The organism is Pseudoalteromonas luteoviolacea NCIMB 1942, from assembly GCF_001625595.1.
GTDB lineage: Bacteria > Pseudomonadota > Gammaproteobacteria > Enterobacterales > Alteromonadaceae > Pseudoalteromonas > Pseudoalteromonas luteoviolacea_A.
In genome coordinates, this window is the sequence record NZ_AUXT01000210.1 from 69,670 (window position 1) to 89,356 (window position 19,687).

The window sequence follows — 19,687 nt, forward strand, 5'->3', positions numbered from 1 at the left end:
AGTTATACAAGGTCTTCTTGCGTATCCGTATGGTCTGTTTTATGGTGTTCCGCGATTTCTTTTGAGAGCTCCTGTTTTGAGCGTTTTTCAGTGAACTTACGCGCAGTTAACCAATAAAAGAATAAGGGAACAAAGAACACTGCAAGGAAAGTAGCAGCCATCATCCCACCCATAACACCAGTACCTACACTATGCCTTGCTCCTGCACCAGCTCCAGAGCTTAGTACTAATGGAACAACACCTAATATAAAGGCTAGCGACGTCATAATAATAGGACGGAACCTAAGCCTTGCAGCCTCAAGCGCCGCAGTGCTTGCACTCCAACCTTGTTGGTATTTCATGAGTGCGTACTCAACGATAAGGATGGCATTTTTACTTGCAAGACCAAGTAGGGTAACCAAACCAATCTGGAAGTAAACATCATTGGTTAACCCCGCTATCCAAATCGATACTAAAGCACCAAACGTACCAAAGGGCAAAGCTAACAATACGGATATAGGCAGCGACCACCGTTCATACAGTGCCGCAAGAATCAAAAATACCATGACAACCGCTAATCCTAATGCTAACCCTGTAGTACCCGTGCTGCGCTTTTCTTGAAATGCTGAGGCTGTCCATTCAAAAGTCATATCGGGCGGTAACACTTCCGCTGCAATACGCTCGATTTCTGCAATTGCTTGACCTGAGCTATAACCCTGAGCCGCATTACCCATCAGCTTAACAGCAGATAAGTTATTGTAGCGATGCAAGCTTTCTGGGCCTCGTGCAAACTCAATGTCAGTAAAGGCTGAAATAGGTACCATATCGCCTTGGTTATTTTTCACGTAAATACGACCAACATCTTGAGGTGTCATTCTAAACTGCGCTTCAGCAGATAAAATAACTTGCCATGAGCGGCCAAACTTATTGAAGTCGTTGACATAGTAATTACCAAGATTTGCAGCTAACGCATTAAATGCCGAATTGATATTCACGCCCATCGCTCTTGCTTGCTCTCTGTCCATATGGACTTCAAGCTGAGGCGCATCTGGTCTCCAAAGCGTCTGTAACCCTCCCAAAATAGGGCTTTGTTGCGCAGCATTCATCATCAGTTGCATGCCTTGCTTCAGCTTCTCAGGATCGGCTCCTGTTTTATTTTGTAGGTAGAATTCAAAGCCACCAGTGGTGCCTAAACCAAAAATAGCAGGTGGACTAAAAGCTAAAACTAACGCTTCATTGATATGCGCCGTTTTCATAAATAGCTCACCTACCAGTGATTTGGTATCTACTTCACGCTCATCCCAATGAGTCTGAGTGATAAAAAGCGTCGCAGCATTATTCTTATAGCCACCTCCCAAAAAGTCGAAGCCGGTAAATGCAACCACGTTTTCGTTTGCAGGGTTAGATTGTGCCGCTTCTACAACCTGTTTAGTAACTTCGGTGGTTCTTTCCAAAGAGGTGCCGTCTGGCAAAAATACAGCGCTGATGTAAAACCCTTGATCTTCATCAGGGACAAGTGACCCCGGTGTTTTTTGCCATAAGAAGATTGTAGAGCCTATCATCGTCGACATTAAAATAAAGCCAAGGGCACCTCGGCGGATCATGAAGCTTACTGAGCCAACGTATTTAGCCGTTACACGGGTAAACCAATCATTAAACCATAAGAAAAAACGGGCAGTTTGTTTGTCCTCATGCTTTAAAATCAGCACACATAAAGCAGGGGTCATGGTGAGTGCAACAACACCAGATAAACTTACTGAGATAGAAATTGTAATAGCGAACTGGCGGAAGAGTTCACCTGTCAACCCACCTAAAAATGCAATAGGAATAAATACGGAACACAGCACAAGCACTATAGCTACGACCGGACCACTTACTTCTTCCATCGCTTTATAGGCAGCCTCTCGAGCACTAACATGTTGTTCATGCATAATACGCTCTACATTTTCCAGTACAACAATCGCATCATCGACCACAATACCTATGGATAGAACCATGCCGAATAGAGTCAATGTATTGATTGAATATCCAAGCATATATAAACCAGCAAACGTGCCTAGTAAAGACACGGGAACGGCTAAAGTCGGAATTAGCGTGGCTCGCCAATTTTGCAAGAACAGGTACACAACAAGGAACACAAGTACCATTGCTTCGCCAAGCGTTATTAAAACCTCCCTAATAGACACTTCAACAAAGCGCGTCGTATCATAGGAATTCAAATGGGCCAGACCTTGTGGGAACTGTGTTTTGAGTGCTTCAATTTCAGCTTCTACTTCATTGGCTACATCCAGTGCATTAGCTCCAGGTTGTAGGAAAATACCGAGAAGTACCGCGTCTTTACCATTTATGGTGCCGTTGAAGTTATAGTCTTTAGAACCCAGTTCAACACGTGCAATATCTTTGAGTCTCAAGGTTGAACCATCAGAGTTTGCACGAATAATGATGTTTTCAAATTCTTCTGGCGTTGAAAGTCGGCCTTGGGCCGTTACACTATATACTAGCTCTTGAGAGCTTGATGAAGTTGGTGTCGCCCCGATGCTGCCCGCTGCATATTGAGAGTTTTGCTCACGAATAGCACTCGTAACTTCTTCGACAGTGACCTTCAGTTGACTCATAATATCAGGCCGTAACCATATACGCATAGCGTAGTCTCTAGCGCCAAATATCTGAACATTGGTAGTACCAGGAATTCGTTTGATGTTATCCAAAATGTTCATGGTTACATAGTTAGATGTCCATAAACTCGAACGACTGTTATCGGGCGAATAAAAAGCGTGTACTTGCAAGAAGCTAGAAGACCCCTTGGCTACAACAACGCCTTGTCTACGAGTTTCTTCAGGTAATCTTGCCTCGACCTGTTTAACTCGGTTATTAACGTCAACAGCTGCTTGGTCAACATCTGTACCAATCTCAAACGTGACTGTGATGGTTGTTGCACCTGAGCTGCTGCTAATTGACTCCATATACATCATGCCTTCAACACCTGTGATGGCATTTTCTATTGGCGCTGCAACAGTTTGCTCTAGCACATCGGCTGAGGCTCCAGGGTACACTGCTGTAACTTGTACTTGAGGCGGCGAAATTTCGGGATATTGAGCGACTGGCAGGGTTCGCATTGCGGCTAAACCAGCCAGTACTATCACAATTGAAATTACAAAGGCAAAAATGGGCCTATCTATAAAGTATTTAGAAAACATAGGGCTTATTCTCCTTCAGCCGCTACGTTAACCGGCATACCAGGGAAGAAAATTCGCGCTATACCTTCAACGATGACAGGTTGTTGAGGTTGTAGCCCTGAGCGTATTACCCACATGTTCTGACCGTTAAGTTGTACCCATTCACCTACTTGAACGGGTGCAGGAAGCGCTACGGTCATACCTTTTTCGTTTTCAGTTGCTACATAAACAAACTTGCCAGTGCCATTGTCTAAAACTGCACGTTGTGGCACCACGATGGCTTCGCTTCTGACTGCGCCACTTAGTTGTACTCGAACGAACTGGCCTGGTCTTAATTCGCCATTAGGATTGGCAATACGAGCTTGTAGCTCAGATGTGCCTGTGAAGCGGTTCACTCTTACATCTGAGAAATTAACTTTACCTTGTTGAGCGTAAATCGAACCGTCTTGCAATATGATGGTCGCATCAAACTCATTGTTTTTAGGTAGTGTTAACATTCCTGATTCAACATCTTTACGCATGGCTAGCTGCTCTCGCTCAGAAAAACCAAAACGTGCTCTCATTGTGCTGGTATCTGTCAACTCTGTGAGTAAAACGGTAGGCCCTGAAACATAGCTGCCTTGAGACTCTCGCTCTCGACCAATAATTCCGGAAACAGGCGCTTTTACTTGTGCATAATCTAAATCAAGCTTGGCTTCGTTTAGAGCGATTTTTGCCGACTCTAAGTTAGCGAGTGCAATGTCGTACGTTGAGACAGCATTATCAAAGTCACGCTTGGACACGGAACGTTCATCTTTCAGTGTTTCTAATCTGTCTCGCTCCCTTTTAGCTTGCTTTACATTGGCTTCTGCTGCATGCAAGTCAGCTTGGGCTTTTTCTAGTTCTAATTGAAAAGGTTTTAACTCTATTGTGAATAATGACTGGCCAGCAGTAATGTATTGGCCTTCATCAAAGTTTCTGGACTCTATCAAACCAGAAACCCTAGTTCGAATTTCAACTTCTTTATCACCTAGTAATGTTGCAGGTAATTCAATGTTGAAGGGAACACTTTGCGTCGTCACGTGTGTGACGCTAACTTTTGCTGGTTGCATCCCAAACCCAGTCTGTTGCTGGGGAGCTTCCGAACAGCCACTGATAATACCTGCTGTAAGTAATGTCAGTGAAAGGTGTTTAAGTTTGCGTTTAAATGATGCTGGATACATGAACACTCCAAATCCTATTTTATCTCATGCTTTCTAAACTAAACAGCAAAGACGATGCGTCTTTGTTCAGTTTAGCGTACTGCCTTGCATAAACTAGTTCACTGAGTATGAATTAGTGGGCACTTTGTCATTTGATACCTTCCTCACACCAAAGTAAAGGCTAAAAAGTCGACAATTATACAAGTAAACGCTAGTGTATACTTGTTAAGTGGAAAGGTAAACGGTATCGTATACTTTTATTTTTATTAATAAACGCGAGGGTTTACTTTTTATTGTCCCGAATATTGGTTAAACTTATGTTAATTGATAAATAAGAGAGAGATTGATGACACAATTATCAGCCAAAAAGCAGGCGATACTCAGTGCGGCAATCGAACAGTTTGCATTGATGGGTTTGCAAGCGACGACCATGGAAGCGATATGCCAAAAAGCAGAAGTATCAAAGCGTACGCTATACAAGCACTATCCAAACAAAGAAGCTTTGTTTGACGCGGTCGTAATTTCCCTTATTGAAAGAATCCAACCTTTGTCTGCTATTCAGTTTATCCCAAATTATGATTTTGAAGTGCAACTCAAACATCTGGCGAATAGTGCTGTAGGGTTATTGAGCGACCCAGATTATATTAGATTGTCACGTATTGTAATGATTGAATCCATGCGCAGTGAAGAGCAGGCGCAGAGGTTGAATGAAAAGTTCAGTGATTGCGAAAAGTCGATGGTTTTGTGGTTTGAAGAAGCCGCAATGGCAGGGTGCTTGGGTGATTGTGATGCTCATTTTGCGGCTGCTTTTTTCTGGGGCGGCCTTAAAAGGCTGACTTTTTGGGAGATGGCTATTCGCTGGCAACCGCCAATTGACGAACAGCAGCTCTCAGAATTTATATCGCAGGCATGTAGGCTATTTTGCAATGGCGTTAGTCCACGCCAATAAAGCCTCCAGTTTGGTGCGCCCATAGCTTTGCATAGATCCCCTGTTTATCTAATAACTCTTGATGTGTACCTTGCTCGGCGATGGCACCTTCATCGATTACAACAAGGCGGTCTAATTGAGCAATGGTTGAAAGGCGATGTGCGATTACGATTACTGTTTTGTTTGACATCAAGCTGACCAAGTTTTGTTGAATAGCCAATTCTGATTCAGAGTCTAATGCGGATGTGGCTTCGTCCAGAATTAAAATAGGCGCATTTTTCAAAAGTACTCTTGCAATGGCGATACGTTGTCTTTGACCCCCAGAGAGTTTAATGCCTCGTTCGCCAACGAGTGCATCCAATCCTGTATTGCCATGTATGTCCTCTAACTCCTTTATAAACTCTTATGCATGAGCTTGTTTAATTGCCTCAGTCAGGGCCTGCTCATCGGCTGCTGGGTTACCGTAGAGAATGTTGTCGCGAATGCTTCTGTGGAGTAATGATGTATCTTGCGTCACCATTGCAATTTGTCGTCGCAGACTATTTTGGCTGACGTCTGTAATTGGCTGACCATCAATGGAAATTTTGCCCTTATTAACGTCGAAAAACCTCAGCAATAAATTCACAAGTGTTGACTTCCCAGCGCCTGATCTGCCGACAATTCCAATTTTTTCTCCATGATTAATTTTGAGTGATAGATCATTGATAACATACGAGGAGGTCTTTTGACTTTGTCGCTTGTAGGCAAAGAAAACATGATCGAAGGATACTTCTGCGGTTGTAACAACTAAGTCCTTAGCGTTGGGTTTGTCTTGCACTTCAATAGGCTTAGAGAGTGTGCTCATACCATCGGTAACAGTGCCAATGTTTTCGAACAGGCAACTGATTTCACCCCGGATCCATTGCGCCATACCAGTAATTCTTAAAGATAGGCTAATGGCAACAGCAATAGCGCCGGTAGAAATTGTGTTGCTCGACCACAGAATCAATGACAGCGTGGCGATAGAAAACACTAAGCTGTAATTGATAATTTGAGTGCTCACATTTAAACAGGTAATTAATCGCATCTGTTCATAGACAGGTTGCATGAAAGAATCCATGCTGCCTTTCACATATTGCTCTTCACGATTGTTGTGAGAAAACAGTTTGACAATCGAAATATTTGTATAGCTGTCAATTATTCTGCCTGTCATTTCAGAACGGGCACCTGCTTGCTCTGACGCGGCCTTTTTTATTTTAGGTACGAAGTAATATTGCAGAGCTACAAAAAGTAATAACCATACAATCAAAGGAATTAAGAGACGATAATCGCCAATACTAAATAGTACCAAGATCGCTGTAAAATAAACGAATATATATACCAGCACATTTAGCAATCGCACAACGGCTTCTCTAATTGACAGTGAAGCCTGCATCATTTTTGTGGCGATACGGCCTGCAAATTCATCTTGGTAAAAAGACATACTTTGTTTTAGCAAATACCGGTGCGATAGCCAGCGAATAGACATTAGGTAATTCCCAAGCAAACTTTGATTCAGAAGAGAGCTGTGTACGTACACCACTATTGGAATCCCAAGTATGGTGAGGGCTGCCATCAATAGCAGCGTATTTGACTTTTCTGAGAACAGTCGTTCGGGCGGCTTAGATTGCATCCAATCAACAAGTGTGCCCATAAAACCGAAAAGAGTGACCTCTAAAATAGCAAGCAGTGCTGAACAAGTCGATGCTATCAGCAACGGAACGATCATGCCTCTCGAGTAAAATTGACAGAATGCAAAAAACGTATTGGGTGGGCAATGGGCATCGCGAGCAGGAAATGGGGTCGTAAAATTCTCAAATATTTTAAACATCTCAGTTCCTTGCTGGCAAAGCATATTGAACGTTAAACATATAAAATTTTTGAAACTTTTGCACCTTGTTCGTTATAGGGGGAGCGTATTGGTGCAGGGAAGGGGTGAGCGCAGTTGGCCCACCAAAAATGTCAGAACTTTGCTTTATTCAGCTTCAGCTTCAACTTCGTCATGACCATACGTTTTACGCATGATTAAGACATAGGCATTAGTAAATGCTTGTTCTTGATACTTTCTTAATCCTGTATCTGCATAATCAACAGGAACAGGGTTACGCTTTAATTGTTCTTTAACTTCTGTTGCATTCAATAAGTGAACTTCTGTATCTGAAATAAGTTGAAATGCCGCTTCCATTTTGAAGCCTGCTGCGCTGCCCGCAAACTTGCCTTTGTGCGCACGTTGGCGAATCGCAATGGTGTCTATTTGATAGTCTTCGACTAGTTTTGTTAAGTCGAAGTGAAACTTGCGCATGGTTTCTTGATCTTGGCCCATGTTTGGTAAAGTAAAGCGTGTTTGTCGAATGTCACGAATATCGAATACGTCGCTTTCTTTCGATAAAAGACAAAGCATCGCTTCGCTGCCTGTGATTTCTACGCCTAATGTTCTCATTATATTTTCCAATTTGTATCTATTGGCTGCGATCATAGCATAGCTTTTTCATTTAATCGTAATTTCTATTGCTATCGCAGCATGATCTGAATAGCGAATGTCCTCTTCGTCTCTTTTAGGATCTAAATGGCTGGCGTAATTATAGTAAGTTAGGGTTTCAACCTTACTGTTAGGGTGGGTGGGAGAGAACTCTTTAGAAGCTAATATATAATCGAGCACATTGCCTTGCCCTTGAAAATAATGGGTTGGTGGTTTGATATCAAATTCAAGTTGGTTATCTGAAATACTGAAGCTTTCGTACAACCCCACACTGTCAAATTTAGAAGGCTCAACTGCAATCGGAAACTGTTGCGTCATAAAAGATAGCGCAGGGCTTGATATATGTGCATTGAAGTCACCCATTACGAGTGTTGCGGCAGCTTTTTCGCGTTGAGTTCTCAGGGCATCGTAATAAACAATAGATGCTTCAAGTGAGCGTGATATTTGCGATTGCATTGCACCAACAGTTTGATTGAGTAGGGTTAAGAATGGGTCTTCTTGATCTGGTTCACCCAAAATATGTGCCATTGAATGAACACGCTGTGATTTAAAGTGAACAGCATAGACAGTTAGTGGACCAAACCCCTCAATATCGAACGTACACTTTATAGGAGTGCGATTGAATTTAAATTGACCTAGATTATTTAAATACTCAAGTAGCTCATGACTGGGCTCAAGTGGTTTGCACTGCTTAAATGGAATCTTTGACGCTATGGCCACAACAGGGTTAAACAGCACATTAGCATATACTGGATCTTGAGTGGGCGTATCGACAGTAGCAAAGTGTTTTAACCCTAATTCATCGCAAAGTGTAGCCAAAATATCTGGGTTGAATACTTCTTGAAACACAATCACAGAAGGGTCGATGTGTTGAATTAGACCAGTAATAAACTGTGTTTTAGTGACCCACTGTGTATCACTGTAGGATTCTTCTGGTTGATAAAACGCGTATGGGGGTGCTGCAAAATTCAGTAAATTGAAAGACGCAAATTTTAATGATTTTGGTCGCACCATATAATTTCCTCGTTTTTTGATAAATATTGACTATTTAATCTTAGTCTTTTCCTTGCAACTCGTCACGCATCACGTCACAATACCGTCAGGATTGTAAGACCCCAGTCAAATTTAGCATACCACTGAATAACCAATGCTTATTCGTAAAAGCGTTGATGGGCACACATTACATTAAGATAAGTTAAATGCATGTGACGCGGCGTAGGTGTCACCACTGTACATAGGATTAAAAATGCCAGTAATTACTCTTCCTGACGGCAGTCAGCGTATTTTCGAAAACCCAGTTACTACTTTAGATGTAGCCAAAGATATTGGCCCAGGTCTTGCGAAAGCAACCATAGCAGGGCGTGTTAATGGCGAGCGTGTTGATGCGTGTGATATCATTGAGCAAGATGCGAACCTTGAAATTATCACCGCTAAAGATGAAGACGGACTAGAGATTATTCGTCACTCATGTGCGCACTTAATCGGCCATGCAGTTAAGCAACTTTTCCCTGATGCGAAAATGGCGATAGGCCCTACTATCGACAATGGTTTCTACTATGACATCGACATGGAGCATTCATTAACTCAAGAAGATCTTGATGCAATTGAAAAGCGTATGTTGCAATTGGCTAAAACCAATTACGATGTGGTTAAAAAGAAAGTAAGTTGGCATGAAGCGAGAGATACGTTCGAAACTCGCGGTGAAACATACAAAATGGAAATCCTTGACGAAAACGTTGCTAAGGATGACCGTCCGGGTTTGTATCACCACGAAGAATATATTGATATGTGTCGTGGTCCTCACGTGCCTAACATGAAATTCTGCCAACATTTCAAGATTATGAAAGTAGCAGGTGCTTACTGGCGTGGTAATGCAGAAAACAAAATGCTGCAGCGTATTTATGGTACTGCGTGGGCTGATAAAAAGCAGCTTAAAGCATACCTTAAACGCCTTGAAGAAGCTGAAAAGCGTGATCACCGTAAAATTGGTAAAGCGCTTGATCTTTGGCACTGGCAAGAAGAAGCACCAGGTATGGTATTCTGGCACAACGATGGTTGGAGTATTTACCGCGAATTAGAAGACTTTGTTCGTGAAAAATTACGTGAGTATGATTACGAAGAAGTAAAAGGTCCATTAATGATGGACAGAGGGCTTTGGGAAAAGTCTGGTCACTGGGATAAGTATTCAGATGCAATGTTCACAACTGAGTCTGAAAAGCGTGAATATGCCATTAAACCAATGAACTGTCCTGGCCACGTACAGATTTTTAACCAAGGTCTTAAATCATATCGCGATTTACCATTGCGTATGGCTGAATTTGGTTGCTGTCACCGTAATGAACCATCGGGTGCACTGCACGGCTTAATGCGTGTTCGTGGGTTCACGCAAGATGATGCGCACGTATTCTGTACAGAAGAACAGATTATGGATGAAGTGTCATCGTGTATTAAAATGGTTTATGACACATATGAAACTTTCGGTTTCGAAAAAATCGTAGTTAAGTTGTCGACGCGCCCAGAGAAGCGTATCGGTGAAGACGAGATGTGGGATAAAGCAGAAGCGGCGCTTGCTGAAGCACTTCAAACAAACGACATTGAATTTGATTATTTACCGGGCGAAGGCGCTTTCTACGGTCCAAAAATTGAATTTACATTGTATGATTGCCTAGAACGGGCTTGGCAATGTGGCACAGTGCAGCTAGACTTTGCTCTACCGGGTCGTTTAGGGGCTACTTACGTTGCTGAAAACAACGAACGTAAGACGCCTGTGATGATCCACCGCGCGATTTTAGGTTCAATTGAGCGTTTCATCGGTATACTGACAGAAGAATATGCTGGTTTCTTCCCAACTTGGTTAGCACCTAAACAAGTTGTGATCATGAATATCACAGACAAACAAGCAGATTATGTCCATGAAGTTGTACAAAAACTGAATAAACTTGGAATAAGAGCTTGTGCTGACTTGAGAAATGAGAAGATTGGCTTTAAAATCCGCGAGCATACTTTAAAACGTATACCATATTTGCTTGTTGTTGGTGATAAAGAAATCGAACAACAAGAGTTAGCGGTAAGAACTCGCAAAGGTGAAGACCTTGGCAAATTCTCTGTAGATGACTTTGTAGCTAAAATTAGCGAAGAAATCAAAAACAGAGTTTAATTTAGAACCTGTGCGGCAAAACATTATTTCAAAGGCGCCGCACGTTTAATTTTGGATTTTTTGGAGGAACGTACCATTAGAGGCGGCAAAAAAGGGCAAACTACTGCTCAAAAGAATCGTATCAATGATGAAATCACAGCGAAAGAAGTTCGCTTAATCGATGCTGAAGGTGAGCAAGCGGGCATCGTCTCGTTACGAGATGCAATAGCGCAAGCAGAAAACGCAAGTTTAGACCTTGTTGAAATCAGTCCAAACGCTGAACCACCAGTGTGTAAAGTAATGGACTATGGTAAGTTCCTTTTTGAAAAAGCAAAATTACAAAAAGAACAAAAGAAAAAGCAAAAACAGATCCAAGTTAAAGAAATTAAGTTCCGTCCAGGAACTGATGAAGGTGACTATCAAGTTAAACTTCGTAACTTGCGTAAGTTTTTAGAAGCTGGCGACAAAGCTAAAATCACTATCCGCTTCCGTGGTCGTGAAATGGCTCACCAAGAAATCGCAATTGACATGCTTAACCGTTTGAAAGCAGATTTAGAAGAGATCGCACAAGTTGAGTCTTTCCCGAATCGTGTTGAAGGTCGTCAAATGGTAATGATGATGGCACCTGTTGCCAAGAAAGCATAAGTCAGGCATAATACGCGCCGATTTTTCAAAGAATTTAACACAGGTATAAAAGTACTCTGGCTTTTGTCATTGTCACCTGTGTTGACCGGCTATAAGTAAACTTTTTGATTTCATTTAGTTTCGCCGGAATAAGGGTGTAAACTAGGCCAAAAAAGTGATGTTCTCATCCGCCTACTTGCATATATTAACGCAATATCATTTGGAGTTATTGCAATGGCTTATAAGCTAAAAACACACAGAGGTGCTGCAAAGCGCTTCAAAAAGACTGCTTCAGGCGGTTACAAGCGTAAACAGTCGCATCTTCGTCACATTCTGACTAAGAAGTCTTCAAAGCGTAAACTACACCTACGTGCTAAGTCTATGGTTCATAAGAATGACCTAGGCCTTATCGATCGTATGTTACCATTCGCTTAATAGAGGATATCAGAAATGGCAAGAGTTAAACGCGGTGTTATCGCACGTGCACGTCACAAAAAAGTATTAAAGCAAGCTAAAGGTTACTACGGAGCACGTTCACGTGTTTACCGCGTAGCGTTCCAAGCTGTAACTAAAGCTGGTCAATATGCATACCGTGACCGTCGCGCTAAGAAACGTACTTTCCGTCAACTATGGATTGCACGTATCAACGCTGCAGCACGTCAAAACGGCCTATCTTACAGCCGCTTCATTAACGGCCTTAAAAAGTCGTCAATTGAAATCGATCGTAAGATCCTAGCTGATATCGCAGTATATGACCAAGTAGCTTTCACTGCTCTAGTAGAGAAAGCAAAAGAAGGTCTTGCAGCTTAATTTTTAATTAAGTTTAAGCGATTTAAAAAGGAGCCTATGGCTCCTTTTTTAGTTTTTAACTGAAGATAATAAGCAGAGTATTTATTGCTTACTAATATTGGTAAGCTGTGTCTCACAAGGGCTATCTATTTTTCAACAGGATTTTATCCAAAAGCGCTGAGCTTAAAATTCGCTTAAGGTATCCCATAAAATAGGTAGGAAATGTTACATAGTATCTGGCTTTTGCTTTAGGTGCAGTGATGGCATGCCGCAGTTTGTCATAAACAGCATCCGGGCCGAGGGTAAACTTCTGGGACGCTGTTTGTGCTTTTAATCTTGTCAATTGCGCTTGATATTCTGCCTTATGAAAGCTGTCATCAATGTTGATATGCTCTTCAAATGCAATTCGCGCATTTTTTCTAAACTCCGACAAAATTGGTCCTGGTTCTATTAGGCTGACTTGGATATTTGTGTCTGCCAATTCCATTCTCAGAGTGTCCGTTAGTCCCTCAAGAGCAAATTTACTGGCGTTATATGCACCACGATAAGGCAAAGCCACAAGCCCAAGCACAGATGAGTTTTGAATAATCCGACCTTGTCCATGTTTTCTCATGTGTTTTACCGCTAACTGAGTTATGGAATGCCAACCGAAAAAATTGACTTCAAACTGTTTTCTCAGCACGTCTGTTGGCAGGTCTTCAACTGCGCCAGGTTGGCCATATGCGCCGTTATTGAACAATGCATCTAACTTGCCATCACACAAAGAAAGCGCCTCATTGAAACCGTTTTGTATCGAATGTTCATCGGCAAGATCAAGTAAGACGCATGGAATACCTAGTGTTTCAAATTGCTTTAAATGCTCAGTGTTCCTCACGGAAGCGATTACTTTGAAACCTTCGTTGTGCAGTGTTTTAGCACAATATAACCCAATTCCTGTTGAACAGCCTGTAATTAATATGCTTTTACTCATTGGTTTAGTTAAATTTTCCTTAGTTCTGCAGTGATTAGTGCGATTAACTGTGAATTTTTGTTGAATCACCGCACATTGTAAGCTGTTAAATAAAATATTGATATAATCAACTTTATACAAAAAAGATACAAAGAATGTTTATGAGTTTAGGTATTGTTCTGCTTTCCGCAACACTTAATTTGAATAGTCATCTCCCTCCATTGCAGCCGTGGCAAGGCGCTAGCTTGAGCCTTATGCAACAAGATGGACCATTGACGACAGACTTTGAACTGAGTGCGGGAGAGGAATCACCCAACTATGAGCAAACTAATGCATTTATAATGCGCTTAGTCGCAGCAAACCCTACGCAGTTTAAATCAATCACAATCGGTAAAAGTGGTCAGGGTAGAGATATTAATATGATGTTGGCTGTAGAAGATAGTCAATTCTCTCCTGCAATGATGACAAACAATAAAAAGCCTACCATCTTAATCCAAGCTGGGATTCATGCTGGCGAGATTGACGGTAAGGATGCAATGTTTATGTTACTTAGAGATATTGCGACGGGAAAACGACGCGATATATTAAGTAAGGTGAATATCCTCTTTATACCGATTTTAAACGTTGATGGTCACGAGCGAAATAGTCAATTTAACCGCATTAATCAACGGGGCCCAGTGACTATGGGCTTTAGAACGAATGCAAAGAATTTAAACCTGAATCGTGACTATACAAAGCTCGATACACCTGGTGTAAGAGCCGTAATGGAGGTTATAAATGATTTCAAACCTTCATTATATGTCGATGTTCATGTGACGGATGGTGCAGACTATCAATACGATATTACATATGGTTTCAACCCGAGTTTCGCAAGTGATTCTCCAGCAATTGCAAAAGTACTTGAAGAGCAATTTTCGCCGATTATTGATGACAAATTATCTCAGCAAGGGCATATTCCAGGGCCTTTGATTTTTGTTATGAATAAACGTAATTTAAAGCAAGGCTTGGCGGGTTGGGTAGCGTCACCGCGGTTCTCTAACGGCTGGGGAGATATCAAAGGGTTACCGACTATCCTTGTGGAAAACCACTCTTTAAAGCCTTATAAACAAAGGGTTTTAGGCACTTATGTCTTTATTGATGGCGTAATTGATGCGTTGTCTAAACAGCATAAAGCGTTACACAAAGCCATTGAAACTGAGAAGCACAATTATCCTACTGAGTTAATTGTGGAAAGGAGTTATAGCCAGAGCCCTGCCTACATCAGTTTTAAAGGTATTAAATATAAGCAATTTGACAGTGCTTTGTCTGGTCATCAGGAAGTTAAGTACCTCGGTGAGCCTGTTGAGTACGAAAAGCTCCCCGTATTTTGGCAAAAAGAAGTAAAAGCTAAAGTCAAAGTTCCAAATGCATTCTATATACCGCCTCAATATAGCAAGTTAGTGCAGAAGCTATCTCTTCATGGTGTTGAGGTAGAAGTTGTGTCTAACGCTATGGAAGAGAGCAGTGGTCTTACACAGCTTAAAGTGTCTAGTTATGAATTTGCTAAACAACCTTTTGAAGGGCGTTTTCGTGTGAATGCTCAATTTGAAGAGTTACAGCTAAGCGAATCACCAGTAACTGAAGGGTGGTACAAGGTATCTACGCAACAACCTTATTCTGAACTCGTTACGCATCTATTGCACCCGGTTGCACCTGACTCATTTTTTGCTTGGGGTGATTTTTTAGAGATTTTCCAACGTACAGAATATGTTGAAAATTATGCACTTGAGCCATATGCTAGAAAAATGCTAAAAGAGAGTCCTAAGTTGGCGTTGGCATTTGACAAGCGTATAAGCGAAGATAGCGTGTTTGCCAAAAGTGATGAGCAGCGGCTTGAATGGTTATATGAAAAAACACCATATTATGATCAAGCATATTTGAAATACCCAATTTTAATGTCGTACCAGAGCAAATAGTATGAAAGTTATTACAATACCAGTAACCCCTTTTATGCAAAACTGTAGAGTTATCGCTTGCGATGTAACGGGTAAAGCTGCCATAGTGGATCCTGGTGGTGACGTTGAGAAAATTCTATCAGCCGTTGAAGAGCATAATTTAGCGGTAGAGTTTATATTACTCACACATGGCCATTTGGACCATGTCGGTGCGAGTAATAAGCTGGCTGATTCTCTAAATATAGAAATTGTTGGCCCTCATATTGAAGACAAATTTTGGTTAGATGGTTTACCAATGCAGGCGCAAATGTTTGGTTTTGCGCCACAAGCTGGATTCACGCCACACAAGTGGCTGGAAGAAGGTGACGTAATCGAGCTAGGTGAACTCAAGTTGGCAGTAAAGCATTGCCCCGGCCACACACCGGGTCATGTTGTTTTTTATGAGCCTAAAAGTGCGTCGGTGCTTGTAGGAGATGTATTGTTTAAGGGCTCAGTGGGGCGCACTGATTTTCCAAAAGGAGACGCCGCACAACTTAAGCACGCTATAGAAACTAAACTTTTTACACTTGATGATAAAACAAGGGTAATGAGTGGTCACGGAGAAGATACCAGTATAGGATATGAGAAGCGCAACAATCCGTTTATGAGCGGGCGTTTTGGATAGTACTGCGTGAATAGCGTAAAGTTTAACATTAAAATATAAAGATAAATATGTCATTAAATCAAGTTGATCGTCAGATATTAGCGTTGTTACAGCAGGATGCTAGCCTGTCTACAGCAGAAATTGCAGACAAAGTGGGATTGTCACAATCACCGTGCTGGAGGCGAATAGCTAAGTTGGAACAAGATGGGTTTATTAAAGGAAAAGTTGCGCTGTTAGATGAAAAGCAACTTGGCTTTGATATGCTGGTTTATGCTCATGTAAAGCTATCTAACCATGGTCGTAATAACCTCGCTGAGTTTGAAAAACTGATAATGAGCTATGATGAAGTTACAGAGTGCTACACCATGGCAGGTACGATGGACTTCATGTTGCGCATTATTTCTAAAGGAATTGAAGGTTACGAGCTGTTTGTAAGAGATAATCTACTGAATTTAGAGTACGTCCAAGAAGTGCATTCCAATGTAACCATGACGTGTGTTAAACGCTCGACTGCTTTACCAATCATTTAGTGTCATACAGACATCTCAAATTACCACTATAATGTATCATGTTTGTTAAAAGCGCTGGATTTTGTTAGGATCCAGCGCTTTTCTGTCGTAGTAAAAAACACTGGGGATATAAATGTTTAATCTTTTAGGCAAAGCGCCAAGCTCTGCTAAAAACGACGTGTTGTCAGGGTTAACCGTTGCATTGGCATTGGTACCTGAAGCTGTCGCTTTCGCATTTGTTGCACAAGTCGATCCATTGGTTGGTCTTTATGCAGCATTCATCGTTGGACTTATCACGTCAATATTTGGTGGTCGTCCAGGCATGATTTCAGGTGCTACCGGTGCACTTGCAGTAGTTATGGTAAGCCTTGTGGTTGAACATGGGGTCGAATACCTCTTTGCTACGGTATTATTAATGGGTATATTGCAAATTTTGGCAGGTATCTTTAAGTTGGGTAAGTTTATCCGAATGGTGCCTCACCCAGTAATGCTTGGTTTTGTTAATGGCCTAGCTATTGTGATTTTCTTAGCGCAACTAGACCAATTCAAAGTAATGGGGGAGTCTGGCACACTTCAGTGGATGCAAGGCTCTGCGCTATACATCATGGTGGGTTTGGTTGCTTTGACAATGGGAATTATTCACTTGTTACCTAAGCTTACCACTGCAATTCCTTCAAGCCTTGCGGCAATTTTAGTGGTATCAGGTATCGTAATCGGTTTAGATCTAGATGCGCGAAATGTACTTGATTATCTAAAAGATATGAGTGGTAATTCTGATGCGACGATTGCCGGTGGCTTCCCTGTTTTCCATATTCCTGAAGTACCTTGGAATTTAGAAACATTTAAAATTATATTCCCATATGCACTTATTCTAGCTGCAATCGGCTTAATTGAATCATTACTTACTCTAACGCTTATTGATGAAATTACAGAAACGCGCGGTAACAGTAACCGTGAGTGTGTTGGTCAGGGTGCTGCAAATATCACATGTGGTGTATTCGGTGCGATGGGTGGCTGTGCGATGATCGGCCAGTCAATGATCAATATAAACTCTGGTGGACGTAGCAGATTGTCGGGTATCACGGCTGCGCTATTATTACTTGGTTTTATCTTGTTTGCAGCTAATTTAATCGAAATGATACCTCTGGCAGCGCTAGTGGGTGTTATGTTCATGGTTGTACTAGGTACCTTTGAATGGTCTAGCTTCCGCTTAATGAAGCGTATCCCTAAAAGTGATGCGTTTGTAATTGTGCTTGTTTCAGGTGTGACTGTAATTACAGATTTAGCCATTGCTGTATGTGTTGGTGTAATCGTGTCTGCTCTTGTATTTGCTTGGGAGCATGCAAAGCATATCTATACCAGTAATTACATAGATGAAGAAGGCTCAAAAGTGTATGAACTTCATGGTCCACTGTTCTTTGGTTCAGTTAAAAACTTCGCCGAGCTGTTTGATATCGCAAATGATCCGGATGATGTTATCGTCGAGTTCAAATACAGCCGTGTGGCAGATCACAGTGCTATCGAAGCGATTGATGCTTTAGCTGAAAAGTATACTAAAGCAGGCAAAACACTTCACTTGCGTCACTTAAGCCAAGACTGCAAGCATTTACTAGACAAAGCGTGTGACTTAGTAGAAGTAAACGTGATCGAAGATCCAAAATACAAAGTTGCTTCGGATGAGCTAGCTTAAATTTGTTTTGATGGAAAGCCCGCTAAATGCGCAATGCTGTTCACTTTAGAGGAGCAGCTTTGCGATTAAAAGGGTAACGGCTTTTATTCATATCAACGACCCTAGGTCTACTTGGCCTAGGGCGTTTTTCTTTAAAAAATTGACATGCATATTTGATGCTTATCTCGTTCGGTGACCTTTTGTGTGATACTGCTGTTAAGCTCGCTTCTCTCCTGACTAAGTTATACCCCAATATCAACCCTCACAACTTTTAATACACAAGCTCAACTGTCTTACTCCTTAGCGTAATCGCATTATGTTGCATGGATGATTTTATATCGTGGTAACTCAGCTCTATTTCCGAGCGTTCATGATATAAGTTGGCTATGTCGTTCGCGCTAAATTTATCTCTAGGCAGTGAGGTAAAGACGGTTTTATCTTTTCCGTCAAGTTGATACGTAACCGCTCTAACTTGCCACTTCTCTGGTAAATCCGGATTTTTCTTTCTGGCCTGTGGGGATACATTCATTTCGATAAGCTTGTCGTTACTGTCATGTTCATCAAGCAAGGTGCATTTCAGGCCTTTACGAGCAGGTATCAGCCAGCGGCAATTATCTCCCAGTGGGTTGATAAAAAGTATAAATCTGCGCCATAGAACCCTTTATCTAATAGTGTCACTGAGTTATCTGGCAGTTGCTCCATGAAACTCTTGGCTAACGGGATTTCGCCTTTGCGATAAGGACTAATAGCGCCATCGACGATAACATGAGAGCGTACATTAATGAGTGTGACTAATCGAAGCTCTGGAAAGGGGTTTTGTCTATTTGTGCTTGTATTACCACTGCCAAAATGCGCTCTTAACTCATCATTGTCATGTGTTCTGAATAGAGCACCATCAACAGCGAATACTTGTAGTCCATTCTAGCTATTTTGTGGGTAACGTTCTCATCCCCATTTATGGCTACATTGCTTAAAAAGCCATGACCTTTTGGATTGATCAACTGAACATTTTCTTAATAGATCAGCATTGCGCCAAATGCGGGCTTTTTTGTGCTTTAGTGCCAAGCACTAAAGGGGTTAGCTTAGAAATAATATATTTGGATTTTTTTTCTTTAAGCTATAGCTTATTTATATTCGCTTGATTAAGGTGAACTCAAAATACATCAAGAAGTGAAAATTCAATATGAAAACAATCTCAGCGGCCATGATTTTGGCATCGGTGTTATTTTGTCATCAATCTGCTGCACAAGAAAAGCAAGTGAGCGTAAAAACGTTGGTAAAAACCAGTCAAAGTTGGGACGGCTCTTCTTTGCCGAATTACCCATCGGGCACGCCAGAAATAACCGTTCTCGATATTAATATACCCGCAGGGACAACGCTTCCACTTCACTTTCACCCTGTGATTAATGCTGGTGTCGTACTTCGTGGACACCTTAAAGTTACAAAGCCAAATGGCGAGGTTTTGATGTTAAAAGCTGGAGAGCCGATCGTTGAATTGGTAAATAAGGTTCATACGGGAAAGGCATTAGGCGAAGATGATGTGAGGATCATTGTGTTCTATGCTGGCGAAAAAGGCAAAGCCATTACAGTTAAAAAGTAGCAAAATACTAGGTTAGTTTAGATTAAGGCAAACTAACCTAGTGCAATTTAAACGAGGGCGTTCAAAATTCTGT

General features: G+C 41.6%; 15 protein-coding genes and 2 pseudogenes. 10 read left to right on the top strand and 7 right to left on the bottom strand.

Features of this window, described 5'->3' with window-relative positions; translation table 11 throughout:
* Positions 1–2 precede the first annotated feature (2 nt).
* Positions 3–3,176: an efflux RND transporter permease subunit gene (locus N482_RS21540; RefSeq protein ID WP_063379025.1), complete on the bottom strand. Its 3,174-nt coding sequence runs from the start codon at positions 3,174–3,176 to the stop codon at positions 3–5.
* A 5-nt stretch (positions 3,177–3,181) separates the two neighbouring features.
* Positions 3,182–4,357 (bottom strand): efflux RND transporter periplasmic adaptor subunit, encoded by a 1,176-nt coding sequence (locus tag N482_RS21545; RefSeq protein WP_063379026.1) that lies wholly within the window; start codon positions 4,355–4,357, stop codon positions 3,182–3,184.
* A gap of 325 nt (positions 4,358–4,682) precedes the next feature.
* On the opposite strand from N482_RS21545, the gene N482_RS21550 reads away from it, so the two are divergent.
* The gene (locus tag N482_RS21550; protein ID WP_063379027.1) at positions 4,683–5,285 is read left to right on the top strand and encodes a TetR/AcrR family transcriptional regulator; all 603 of its coding nucleotides are present in this window, start codon (positions 4,683–4,685) and stop codon (positions 5,283–5,285) included.
* Here N482_RS21550 and N482_RS21555 read toward each other — a convergent pair.
* The 3 genes and pseudogenes from N482_RS21555 to N482_RS21565 form a co-directional block, all read right to left on the bottom strand.
* Positions 5,269–7,113: pseudogene (locus tag N482_RS21555) on the bottom strand (ABC transporter ATP-binding protein). The gene N482_RS21550 and the pseudogene N482_RS21555 sit on opposite strands and share 17 nt — an antisense overlap.
* A gap of 144 nt (positions 7,114–7,257) precedes the next feature.
* Complete coding sequence (locus tag N482_RS21560; protein ID WP_063379028.1) at positions 7,258–7,722, bottom strand: DUF3010 family protein; 465 nt, start codon at positions 7,720–7,722, stop codon at positions 7,258–7,260.
* A 48-nt stretch (positions 7,723–7,770) separates the two neighbouring features.
* Positions 7,771–8,775: an endonuclease/exonuclease/phosphatase family protein gene (locus tag N482_RS21565; RefSeq protein ID WP_063379029.1), complete on the bottom strand. Its 1,005-nt coding sequence runs from the start codon at positions 8,773–8,775 to the stop codon at positions 7,771–7,773.
* A 232-nt stretch (positions 8,776–9,007) separates the two neighbouring features.
* On the opposite strand from N482_RS21565, the gene thrS reads away from it, so the two are divergent.
* From thrS to rplT, 4 genes are all read left to right on the top strand, one after another.
* On the top strand, positions 9,008–10,918 hold the full coding sequence (gene thrS / locus N482_RS21570; protein ID WP_063379030.1) for a threonine--tRNA ligase: 1,911 nt from the start codon (positions 9,008–9,010) through the stop codon (positions 10,916–10,918).
* Between the two features lie 60 nt (positions 10,919–10,978).
* Positions 10,979–11,542: a translation initiation factor IF-3 gene (infC, locus tag N482_RS21575; protein WP_081228162.1), complete on the top strand. Its 564-nt coding sequence runs from the start codon at positions 10,979–10,981 to the stop codon at positions 11,540–11,542.
* Between the two features lie 213 nt (positions 11,543–11,755).
* Positions 11,756–11,956: a 50S ribosomal protein L35 gene (gene rpmI / locus N482_RS21580; RefSeq protein WP_023398350.1), complete on the top strand. Its 201-nt coding sequence runs from the start codon at positions 11,756–11,758 to the stop codon at positions 11,954–11,956.
* 15 nt (positions 11,957–11,971) lie between these two features.
* Entirely contained in the window at positions 11,972–12,331 is a 360-nt protein-coding gene (gene rplT / locus N482_RS21585) for a 50S ribosomal protein L20 (RefSeq protein WP_023398349.1), read from the top strand.
* Positions 12,332–12,452: 121 nt separating this feature from the next.
* On the opposite strand, the gene N482_RS21590 is transcribed toward rplT, so the two are convergent.
* Positions 12,453–13,280, bottom strand: a complete 828-nt coding sequence (locus N482_RS21590; protein ID WP_063379031.1) for an SDR family oxidoreductase — start codon at positions 13,278–13,280, stop codon at positions 12,453–12,455.
* A gap of 140 nt (positions 13,281–13,420) precedes the next feature.
* Here N482_RS21590 and N482_RS21595 point away from each other — a divergent pair, with 140 nt between their 5' ends.
* The 4 genes from N482_RS21595 to N482_RS21610 all read left to right on the top strand — a co-directional run bounded on the left by N482_RS21595 (position 13,421) and on the right by N482_RS21610 (position 18,035).
* Positions 13,421–15,214: a M14 family metallopeptidase gene (locus N482_RS21595; RefSeq protein WP_419555059.1), complete on the top strand. Its 1,794-nt coding sequence runs from the start codon at positions 13,421–13,423 to the stop codon at positions 15,212–15,214.
* Position 15,215: 1 nt separating this feature from the next.
* Positions 15,216–15,857 carry an MBL fold metallo-hydrolase gene (locus tag N482_RS21600; RefSeq protein WP_063379033.1) on the top strand — a complete coding sequence of 214 codons (642 nt, stop codon included), beginning with the start codon at positions 15,216–15,218 and terminating at the stop codon, positions 15,855–15,857.
* A gap of 47 nt (positions 15,858–15,904) precedes the next feature.
* Positions 15,905–16,366, top strand: a complete 462-nt coding sequence (locus N482_RS21605; RefSeq protein WP_063355950.1) for an Lrp/AsnC family transcriptional regulator — start codon at positions 15,905–15,907, stop codon at positions 16,364–16,366.
* Between the two features lie 112 nt (positions 16,367–16,478).
* On the top strand, positions 16,479–18,035 hold the full coding sequence (locus N482_RS21610; RefSeq protein WP_063379034.1) for a SulP family inorganic anion transporter: 1,557 nt from the start codon (positions 16,479–16,481) through the stop codon (positions 18,033–18,035).
* A gap of 40 nt (positions 18,036–18,075) precedes the next feature.
* Here N482_RS21610 and N482_RS25955 read toward each other — a convergent pair.
* Positions 18,076–18,995 (bottom strand): annotated as a pseudogene (locus N482_RS25955) (IS4 family transposase); the annotation flags it as partial.
* A gap of 202 nt (positions 18,996–19,197) precedes the next feature.
* On the opposite strand from N482_RS25955, the gene N482_RS21620 reads away from it, so the two are divergent.
* Positions 19,198–19,614, top strand: coding sequence for a cupin domain-containing protein (locus N482_RS21620; RefSeq protein ID WP_063379036.1), 417 nt, complete (start codon positions 19,198–19,200; stop codon positions 19,612–19,614).
* Positions 19,615–19,687 lie beyond the last annotated feature (73 nt).

Excerpts from the sequence above, each read along its gene's own strand:
- rplT (WP_023398349.1), top strand. The coding sequence starts at position 11,972 with ATGGCAAGAGTTAAACGCGGTGTTATCGCACGTGCACGTCACAAAAAA.
- N482_RS21545 (WP_063379026.1), bottom strand. The coding sequence starts at position 4,357 with ATGTATCCAGCATCATTTAAACGCAAACTTAAACACCTTTCACTGACA.
- rpmI (WP_023398350.1), top strand. The coding sequence starts at position 11,756 with ATGGCTTATAAGCTAAAAACACACAGAGGTGCTGCAAAGCGCTTCAAA.
- N482_RS21590 (WP_063379031.1), bottom strand. The coding sequence starts at position 13,280 with ATGAGTAAAAGCATATTAATTACAGGCTGTTCAACAGGAATTGGGTTA.
- N482_RS21620 (WP_063379036.1), top strand. The coding sequence starts at position 19,198 with ATGAAAACAATCTCAGCGGCCATGATTTTGGCATCGGTGTTATTTTGT.
- N482_RS21565 (WP_063379029.1), bottom strand. The coding sequence starts at position 8,775 with ATGGTGCGACCAAAATCATTAAAATTTGCGTCTTTCAATTTACTGAAT.
- N482_RS21560 (WP_063379028.1), bottom strand. The coding sequence starts at position 7,722 with ATGAGAACATTAGGCGTAGAAATCACAGGCAGCGAAGCGATGCTTTGT.
- N482_RS21540 (WP_063379025.1), bottom strand. The coding sequence starts at position 3,176 with ATGTTTTCTAAATACTTTATAGATAGGCCCATTTTTGCCTTTGTAATT.
- N482_RS21605 (WP_063355950.1), top strand. The coding sequence starts at position 15,905 with ATGTCATTAAATCAAGTTGATCGTCAGATATTAGCGTTGTTACAGCAG.
- N482_RS21600 (WP_063379033.1), top strand. The coding sequence starts at position 15,216 with ATGAAAGTTATTACAATACCAGTAACCCCTTTTATGCAAAACTGTAGA.
- N482_RS21595 (WP_419555059.1), top strand. The coding sequence starts at position 13,421 with ATGAGTTTAGGTATTGTTCTGCTTTCCGCAACACTTAATTTGAATAGT.
- thrS (WP_063379030.1), top strand. The coding sequence starts at position 9,008 with ATGCCAGTAATTACTCTTCCTGACGGCAGTCAGCGTATTTTCGAAAAC.
- N482_RS21610 (WP_063379034.1), top strand. The coding sequence starts at position 16,479 with ATGTTTAATCTTTTAGGCAAAGCGCCAAGCTCTGCTAAAAACGACGTG.
- N482_RS21550 (WP_063379027.1), top strand. The coding sequence starts at position 4,683 with ATGACACAATTATCAGCCAAAAAGCAGGCGATACTCAGTGCGGCAATC.